Origin of the sequence: Kitasatospora sp. NPDC056800, from assembly GCF_042789775.1 — a bacterium.
Taxonomy (GTDB): domain Bacteria; phylum Actinomycetota; class Actinomycetes; order Streptomycetales; family Streptomycetaceae; genus Kitasatospora.
On record NZ_JBHUAL010000294.1, the window covers coordinates 1 to 8,358 of the forward strand.

Annotated in this window: 8 protein-coding genes; 7 read left to right on the forward strand and 1 reads right to left on the reverse strand. The window is 73.8% G+C overall.

The features are described 5' to 3' along the window. Nucleotides 1–118 precede the first annotated feature (118 nt). Nucleotides 119–802: a hypothetical protein gene (locus ACFRQN_RS38355; protein WP_074001726.1), complete on the reverse strand. Its 684-nt coding sequence runs from the start codon at nt 800–802 to the stop codon at nt 119–121. A 450-nt stretch (nt 803–1,252) separates the two neighbouring features. Between ACFRQN_RS38355 and ACFRQN_RS38360 the strand changes: the two genes are divergently transcribed. The 7 genes from ACFRQN_RS38360 (at nt 1,253) to ACFRQN_RS38390 (ending at nt 8,276) form a co-directional block, all read left to right on the forward strand. Continuing rightward, nucleotides 1,253–1,735, forward strand: coding sequence for a CarD family transcriptional regulator (locus ACFRQN_RS38360; RefSeq protein ID WP_014136563.1), 483 nt, complete (start codon nt 1,253–1,255; stop codon nt 1,733–1,735). A 308-nt stretch (nt 1,736–2,043) separates the two neighbouring features. Continuing rightward, on the forward strand, nt 2,044–2,799 hold the full coding sequence (gene ispD / locus ACFRQN_RS38365; RefSeq protein ID WP_074001725.1) for a 2-C-methyl-D-erythritol 4-phosphate cytidylyltransferase: 756 nt from the start codon (nt 2,044–2,046) through the stop codon (nt 2,797–2,799). Then, complete coding sequence (gene ispF, locus ACFRQN_RS38370) at nt 2,789–3,289, forward strand: 2-C-methyl-D-erythritol 2,4-cyclodiphosphate synthase (RefSeq protein ID WP_049657183.1); 501 nt, start codon at nt 2,789–2,791, stop codon at nt 3,287–3,289. The genes ispD and ispF overlap by 11 nt, the downstream gene beginning before the upstream one ends. A gap of 141 nt (nt 3,290–3,430) precedes the next feature. After that, nucleotides 3,431–3,823, forward strand: a complete 393-nt coding sequence (locus ACFRQN_RS38375; protein ID WP_049657181.1) for a PPOX class F420-dependent oxidoreductase — start codon at nt 3,431–3,433, stop codon at nt 3,821–3,823. 95 nt (nt 3,824–3,918) lie between these two features. Continuing rightward, nucleotides 3,919–5,313 (forward strand): cysteine--tRNA ligase, encoded by a 1,395-nt coding sequence (gene cysS, locus ACFRQN_RS38380; RefSeq protein ID WP_049657179.1) that lies wholly within the window; start codon nt 3,919–3,921, stop codon nt 5,311–5,313. A gap of 137 nt (nt 5,314–5,450) precedes the next feature. Next, a complete protein-coding gene (rlmB, locus tag ACFRQN_RS38385; RefSeq protein ID WP_049657177.1) occupies nt 5,451–6,443 on the forward strand; it encodes a 23S rRNA (guanosine(2251)-2'-O)-methyltransferase RlmB in 993 nt (330 codons plus the stop codon). Between the two features lie 168 nt (nt 6,444–6,611). Then, nucleotides 6,612–8,276, forward strand: coding sequence for a DoxX family membrane protein (locus tag ACFRQN_RS38390; protein WP_375876596.1), 1,665 nt, complete (start codon nt 6,612–6,614; stop codon nt 8,274–8,276). Nucleotides 8,277–8,358 lie beyond the last annotated feature (82 nt).

The following is an 8,358-nucleotide window of genomic DNA, read 5'->3' on the forward strand; positions in this document are numbered from 1 at the left end:
ATTTCCCCCACCAACACCCCCCCCCCCCCGCGGACCCCCCCCCCCCGCCCCCGGGGGGGGGGCGCTGGGGCGCCCGCGGGGGGCCCGGGGGGCCCCCCCCCGGGGGCGGGGTGCGGCGTCAGTGCGCGGCCGGGACGGCCGGGGCGGTGGTGCCGGCCGGGACGGCGGCACCGGTGGCCGGCGCGCCCGGGGTGGTGGCGCCGGGGGCCGGAGCGGTGGCACCGGGGGTGGCCGCACCGGGGGTGGTGGTCTTGGCCGGGGTCGCGGTCGGCGACGGGGTCGGACCGAAGCCCTTGTACAGGCCGCGGCCGTCTGCGCCCGAGTCCGGGCTCACGGCGGCCTGGGCCTCGACCTTCTGGCCGTCCTTGAAGGTGAACACGGTCGGGGCGAAGCCGCCGACGTGGACGGTCGCGGAGGCGGCGGTGGCGGACGGGTTGCCCTGGCCGCCGATCACCACCGCGCCGCGGGCCGGGACGACGATGCCGGACAGCGGAGCGCCGGCGGCGTCCGCGAAGGTGGTGGCGGCACCGCCGACGGTGACGGACTGGAGCTCGGCCGGGGCGTCCGCGGTGTTCGCGATGTTCACGACCACGTTGGCGGGACCGGTGTGGTCGCCCGAGGCGCCCTCCCCGGTGACGACCACGATGTTGTTCAGCCGGAGGTTCGTTCCGAGGGTCGCCGCCGCGTTGTCCGGCTTGATCTGCAGGGTGTCCGGCGTGTTGCCGGCGGCGCAGGAGGACAGCGAGGCGATGGCGATGGCGGCGAGGGCGGCGATGCTGCCGCGTCGAAGGCTGCGGCTCACGGCGGCGGCTTCTCCCTAGGTCACGTGTCGGGTGGTCAGGTCTCAGATTATCGACCTCGCTTATGCGCTCCTCACGGGGTGGTCCCCGTGTCGCACTCCCGGGGGCCGCCGGGGGCCGTCCGGCCGTACGCCGGGGGTGCGTCCGGCGGTACGTCGACATGTCCGGGTCACGCGGAGGACAAGGTTCGACCAAGATCGAATAACGATTCGGCCGCGACTCGAAAAGGGGTGAAAGCTCAAGATCCAATCATGGTTGCGGGGGTGTTGCGCAAGGGTTTCGTCGAACCCCGGAACCGCCTCCGACCTGCGGGAAGCCCCTCTCGAACACCGGTCGCAGCACGTCATGGGGGTCCTTGTCAAGCCCCGAGACCGGCCCTGACCTGCGAAAACGCCCTTCGGGTGGGCCGAGAAGCGTGTTATTCTGGAAAGCCACGGAAGGGGTCCTGTCACATGACGTTCAAGGTTGGCGACACGGTGGTCTACCCCCATCACGGGGCCGCGCTGATCGAGGCCATCGAAACTCGCCAGATCAAAGGTGTGGACAAGACCTACCTGGTGCTCAAGGTGCAGCAGGGAGACCTGACGCTCCGCGTGCCCGCCGAGAACGCGGAGTTCGTCGGTGTGCGCGATGTAGTCGGCCAGGAGGGTCTGGACCGGGTCTTCGAGGTGCTGCGGGCACCGTACACGGAAGAGCCGACCAACTGGTCCCGTCGCTACAAGGCGAACCTGGAGAAGCTCGCCTCGGGTGATGTCATCAAGGTCGCCGAGGTCGTCCGCGACCTGTGGCGCCGCGAGCGCGAGCGCGGCCTCTCGGCCGGCGAGAAGCGGATGCTCGCGAAGGCGCGCCAGATCCTCGTCAGCGAGCTCGCGCTGGCGGAGAACACCAACGAGGACAAGGCGGAGACGCTGCTCGACGAGGTCCTCGCCTCGTAGCGCGCCACCGCAGTGCGGTCGGGCTGCCGCCCAACGCTCACAGCGCCCGGTGCCGGCGCGCCACTCCTCGGACGAACCGTCCGGGAGTGGTGCAGTGGCACTCCGGGCGCTGAGGCATGTCCGGACCACGCCACCCGCCCGAGCCGGCCCAGGCCTGCAAGACCGTTTCCGCACCCGTTCTTGCGCGGAACCGTTGCGCGGAACTTGCGGAGCTGTGCGGCGGACGGTGGACCGTGGTTCTTCGGAAGGGGCCCGGTGCGCCCGCCGGGCACGCCATGGCCATACCCACTTCGCCGAAGGAGTGAAACCTGAACGCGTCAGGAGCAGTCGCAGCAGCAGTGGTGCCCGCCGCCGGACGGGGTGAGCGGCTGGGGCCCGGGGCCCCGAAGGCCCTGCGGGAACTGGGGGGCGTGCCGCTCCTGGTGCACGCCGTCCGGGCCCTGGCCCGCAGCCGGGCGGTCGGCCTGGTCGTGGTCGCCGCGCCCGCCGACGGGGTGGCCGAGGTGGTCGCCCTGCTGGACAGCCACGGGCTGGACGACAAGGACATCCGGGTGGTGGCCGGCGGGGCGACCCGCCAGGAGTCGGTCCGGCTGGGCCTGGCCGCGATCCCGGACGAGGTCGGGATCGTGCTGGTGCACGACGCGGCCCGCCCGCTGGTCCCGGTCGAGGTGGTGGACGCCGTCGCGGCCGCCGTCCGGGCCGGGGCGCGGGCGGTGGTGCCCGCGGTGCCGCTGGCCGACACGGTGAAGCGGGTCGAGCCGAACCCGGGCGGCCCCGAGCCGGTGCTCGACACGCCCGAGCGCGCCACCCTGCGCGCGGTGCAGACCCCGCAGGGCTTCGACCGCGCCACCCTGGTCGAGGTGCACGCCAAGGCGCTGGCCGAGGAGAGCGCGGGCACCGCCGACGCGCCCCCGGTCACCGACGACGCCGGGCTGGTGGAGCGCTACGGCGGCCGGGTCGTCGTGGTGCCCGGCCACGAGGAGGCGTTCAAGGTCACCCGTCCACTGGACCTCGTGCTCGCCGAGGCCGTACTCGCCCGCAGGAGGGCCGCCGATGCCTACTGACCCGCAGACCCCCGTGATCCCCCGCGTGGGGATCGGCACCGACGTGCACGCCTTCGAGGCCGGCCGCCCGCTCCGGGTGGCCGGGCTGGACTGGCCGGACGCCGAGGTCGGCCTCTCCGGGCACTCGGACGCCGACGTCGCCGCGCACGCCGCCTGCGACGCGCTGTTCTCGGCCGCCGGGATCGGCGACCTGGGCGCCCACTTCGGCACCGACCGCCCGGAGTGGGCCGGCGCGTCCGGGGCGAAGCTGCTCGGCGAGGCGGCCCGGCTGGTCCGCGAGGCGGGCTTCGAGATCGGCAACGTGGCGGTCCAGGTGATCGGCGTGCGGCCGAAGATCGGCAAGCGGCGGGCCGAGGCGCAGGCCGCGCTGTCCGAGGCGGTCGGCGCCCCGGTGTCCGTCTCCGGCACCACCACCGACGGGCTGGGGCTGACCGGCCGGGCCGAGGGCCTGGCCGCGATCGCCACCGCCCTGGTGTACGAACGGCGTTGAGCCGGTCGCGGTGAGCGGTCGGGAACAACCCGGACCTGACGGGTGTTCACCGGGTGTTCCCGGGGCCCGAGTCGCTAGTGTTCGGCTCGGGCCCGGACGGGGCTTCCGCTCGGGCCGAACGCCGACGTGAAGGGGTTTCCGATGGGTGTCGAACTTGCGGACAAGGTCAAGGAACTGCTCGACAGCACGAGCTTCGCCGTGGTCTCCACCATCCAGCCCGACGGGGGCCCGCAGGCCTCCGTGGTCTGGGTCAAGCGGGACGGCGACGACATCCTGTTCTCCACCGTCGAGGGCCGCCGGAAGCACCTCAACCTGGTCAGGGACCCGAGGGTGTCCCTCGTCATCAACGACAAGGACAACCCGTACGAGTACTTCGAGGCGCGCGGCGAGGCGACGCTGACCACCGAGGGCGGCCGGGAGCTGATCGACGAGCTGTCCCGCAAGTACCTGGGCAAGGACTACACCTTCGACGGCCCGGAGGCGGTCCGGGTGGTCGTCCGGATCTCCCCGGACAAGGTGCTCGGCAACATCTGAGTCCCGTCCGCGTCCCGCCGTTTCCCCGGGATCACGCCCCCGTTGTCCCGGGGAATGTGGCGGGGCACCCCCCGGTGCCCACTACGCTTGACGCTGTGAGCATTCGTCTGTACGACACCAGCACCCGCCAGGTACGCGACTTCGTCCCGCTTGTACCGGGTTGTGTCTCGATCTACCTGTGCGGCGCTACCGTTCAGTCGGCGCCACACATCGGGCACATCCGGTCGTACCTCAACTTCGACCTCATGCAGCGGTGGTTCGCCTACCGCGGCTACCAGGTGACCTTCGCCCGGAACGTCACCGACATCGACGACAAGATCATCGCCAAGGAGCGCGAGCTCGGCACGCCGTGGTGGCAGATCGCCTACGAGAACGAGCGCGCCTTCAACGACGGCTACGACGCGCTCGGCTGCCTGCGGCCGACGGTCGAGCCGCGGGCCACCGGGCACATCCCCGAGATGATCGCGATGATGCAGGGGCTCATCGAGAAGGGCCACGCCTACGCGGCCGACGGCAACGTCTACTTCGACGTGCGGTCGTACCCCGACTACCTGGCGCTCTCCAACCAGAAGCTGGACGACCTGCGCCAGCCCGAGGGCGAGGGCGAGACCGGCAAGCGGGACCAGCGCGACTTCGCGATGTGGAAGGCCGCCAAGCCGGGCGAGCCGAGCTGGGAGACCCCGTGGGGCCGCGGCCGTCCGGGCTGGCACCTGGAGTGCTCGGCGATGGCCCACAAGTACCTGGGCGCGGCCTTCGACATCCACGGCGGCGGGCTGGACCTGATCTTCCCGCACCACGAGAACGAGATCGCCCAGTCCAAGGCCTACGGCGACGACTTCGCCGGCTTCTGGGTGCACAACGCCTGGGTCACGATGGCCGGCGAGAAGATGAGCAAGTCGCTGGGCAACTCGGTGCTGGTCTCCGAGATGGTCCGGGCGTGGCGGCCGATCGTGCTCCGCTACTACCTGGCGGCCCCGCACTACCGCTCGATGATCGAGTACAGCGAGGAGTCGCTGCGCGAGGCCGAGGCCGGCTTCGGCCGGATCGAGGGCTTCATCCAGCGCGCCGTCGAGCGCTGCGGCACGGTCGACGCGGCGCCCGAGGTGCCGCCGGCCTTCGCCGAGGCGATGGACGACGACTTCGGCGTGCCGCAGGCGCTGGCCGTCGTGCACACCGCCGTCCGCCAGGGCAACAGCGCCCTGAACGCGGACGACAAGGAGAGCGTGGTGGCGCGACTGGCCGAGGTCCGTGCGATGCTCGGTGTACTGGGCCTCGACCCGCTCGACCCGCACTGGGCCGGGACGGAGCGCGGCGAGGACCTCCACGGAGTGGTCGACTCGTTGGTCCGTCTGGTCCTGGACCAGCGGCAGGCCGCGCGCGAGCGCAAGGACTTCGCCACCGCGGACGCCATCCGCGACCAGCTCGGCCTCGCCGGGCTGGCCATCGAGGACACCCCGTCCGGCCCGCGCTGGACGATCAACAGCCAGTAACCCCATCCGACGATCGGGGTGATGGGTGGGCCGTACCGGACCGGTGCGGCCCTCCCGCATGACGTAGCGCATGCCGTCGGCCGCCACCGGGCAGACCGGGACGGCCGGGGCATGCCGGACAGACAGGAAGTACAGCCATGGCCGGCAACAGTGCACGCAGGAACCGTCGCAACCCCGGATCGAAGAAGGGCGCGTCTGTCGGTACCGGCGGCCACAGCCGGAAGGCGCTCCAGGGCAAGGGCCCGACGCCGCCCGGTGCGGAGCGCAAGGGCCACCCGAAGCAGCGCGCCGCCAACGCCGCGATCAAGCGCGAGCGGGACGCCAAGGCCCGGGCCGGCATGCGCCGGGCCGGCGGCGGCGGCCGCGGTGGCCGCGGTGGCGCGGGCAGCGCCGAGCTGGTCTTCGGCCGCAACTCGGTGGTCGAGGCCCTGCAGGGCGACGTCCCGGCCAACGCGCTGTACGTCCAGCAGTTCATCGACACCGACGACCGGGTCCGCGACGCCTTCCAGGCCGCCAACGACCGCGGCATCCCGCTGATGGAGGCCCCGCGGCCCCAGCTGGACCAGATGACCGGCGGGATGAACCACCAGGGCCTGGTGCTCCAGGTGCCGCCGTACGAGTACGCGCACCCCGACGACCTGCTGGTCGACGCCGCCGACGCCGGCCAGGACGCGCTGATCATCGCGCTGGACGGCGTGACCGACTCGCGCAACCTGGGCGCCGTGGTCCGCTCGGCCGCCGCCTTCGGCGCGCACGGCGTGGTCATCCCCGAGCGCCGCGCGGCCGGCATGACCGCCGGTGCCTGGAAGACCTCCTCCGGCGCCGCGGCCCGGCTGCCCGTCGCCCGGGCCACCAACATGACCCGCACCCTGGAGGCCTACCAGAAGGCCGGTCTGATGGTGGTCGGCCTGGCCGCCGACGGCGAGGCCGAGATCGGCGACCTGGAGCTGCTGACCGGTCCGGTCGTGATCGTCGCGGGCAGCGAGGGCAAGGGCCTGTCCCGGCTGGTCTCGGAGACCTGCGACATGCGGGTCCGGATCCCGATGTCCGGCCTGACCGAGTCGCTGAACGCCGGTGTCGCGGCGGGCATCGTGCTGTACGAGGCCGCGCGACTGCGCGCCAAGCGCTGAGCACGGCCGGGTCGCGGCGCGCAGGAGATCTTCCGAATTCCCCGCAATCCGAGTGAAGGCGATCGGGCCCCGACCGGGCCCGATCGCTTTTTTCATGATCACTTCAAGTGTGCGCCGGACATCCACCCGGGAGAGTGTCCTAAGCGGGCGTCACCCGGTTAGACGGGCGTGGACACCAGAACACCTCGGCGCCCCCTGTTCGGCGACGGCAGCACCGGGATAGACGCGGGCCCCGGCCTCAACACCGTCAAGGTGGAGTCGGACCCTTCGCGGCTCAGCAGCACCCAGGCGAGCTTCCGGCTCCGGCTCGGCGGCCCGGTGGCGCCGCTGATCGATGCCCCGGCCGGACTGCTGTCCACCGGTGCCGCATTCGGCGACCCGTACGCCAACCAGGGCCTGATCCGCCGTCCGCTGGTCACCCCGCAGGTCGTCGTGCCCTCCTCCGCCGTCCCGGCGCTGGCCGGGGCCGGGGCCGGCGGCGCGCCGCGCCGCAAGGGCCGGGTCACCGCCGTCACCTGGACCGGCCAGGCGCCCCCCGGGGACCTCGCGGCCACCCGGCTGCTGGAGGCGGTGCGCCCCGGCGGCACCCCGGTCGGCGGTGTCCGCCTGATCGAGGCGGACACCCAGGCGCTCCCCTCCCTCGCGGGCGCCCGCACCCTCCCGCGCCAGCCCCGCGAGGGCGCCGGCACCGCCACCGACGCGGGCGTCGGCCCGGTCGGCGAGCCGCACGGCTGGACCCCGAGCGGCGAACTGCCCGAGGTCTCCGCCGTCGACGCCGCGGGCAGGCAGCCCTGGTACCCGGGCCGCCGGGTCGACCTCGGCCTGGTGCTGCTGCCGCTGCGCGCCGTCCTCGGCTCGCTCTCCGTCTACGCCGGGTTCAGCAAGCTCTGCGACCCGGTGTACTTCGACGGCGGCGAGCGCGGCTCGATGATGCGCTGGCTCTCCTCGCTGCACCCCTGGAAGGTCGCCGAACCGCTGCTGGCCTTCGCCATGGCGCACCCGGTGGGCGCCGGCCTGGTGGTGTCGTTCACCCAGATCGTGGTCGGCGTGCTGACCGTCCTCGGCCTCTGGCAGCGGCTCGCCGCCGGCGCCGCGATGGCGCTCTCCGCCGCGCTGCTGTTCACCGTCAGCTGGCGGGCCGTCCCGGTCTACGACACCCCGGACCTGATCTTCCTCGCGGCGTGGAGCCCGCTGCTGATCGCCGGGGCGCCGTTCGCCTCGCTGGACGGGCGGCTCAGCCTGGAGGCCTGGCGCCGGTACGGCGCGGACGCGCCCGGGGCGCTGCGCCGCCGGGTGCTGCGCCGCGGCACCGTGGTCACCACGGTCGTCGTCGGCCTGACCCTGCTGCTCGGCTCGATGCTCGGCGCCGCCGTCCGTACCGGCGCCCGGGCGCACCAGGCGCCGGACCGTCCGGCCACCGACTACGGCACCCCGGTCTGGCCGTCCGGCAGCCCGTCCGGCGCCCCCGGCGGCAAGGGCACGTCCACCACGCCCCAACCCGCCGCCCCGCACCCGGCCACCCCGACGCCGAGCGCGACCACCCCGGCCGCCACGCCGTCCACCAAGCCGGCCACCCCGACGCCGAGCGGCAAGGCGCACTCGGGCAAGCCGGAGGCCGGGTCGGGCTCCTCCCCGGCCGCGCCCGCCCCGTCCGGCGGCTCCGGCGGCACCGCCCCCGCCTCGCGCGGCACCCCGGGCACCGGCGGCTCGGGGCCGGCGGCCAAGTCCAGCCCGAGCTCCGGCGGGCTGCTCGGCGGGGTGCTGGGTAGCGCGCCGCTGGCCGACCTCTCCGGCGGCCGGACCTCCCACCCGGGGGTGCCGACCGCGACCTGAGGCCCTCGTGACGGCGGTGGGGCGGGGGCGTCGCGGGGGGCACCCCGCGCATTCGTGTAGGGGGGCGGGCGTAAGGGTCGCG

Excerpts from the sequence above, each read along its gene's own strand:
- ACFRQN_RS38360 (WP_014136563.1), top strand. The coding sequence starts at position 1,253 with ATGACGTTCAAGGTTGGCGACACGGTGGTCTACCCCCATCACGGGGCC.
- ispF (WP_049657183.1), top strand. The coding sequence starts at position 2,789 with ATGCCTACTGACCCGCAGACCCCCGTGATCCCCCGCGTGGGGATCGGC.
- ACFRQN_RS38375 (WP_049657181.1), top strand. The coding sequence starts at position 3,431 with ATGGGTGTCGAACTTGCGGACAAGGTCAAGGAACTGCTCGACAGCACG.
- rlmB (WP_049657177.1), top strand. The coding sequence starts at position 5,451 with ATGGCCGGCAACAGTGCACGCAGGAACCGTCGCAACCCCGGATCGAAG.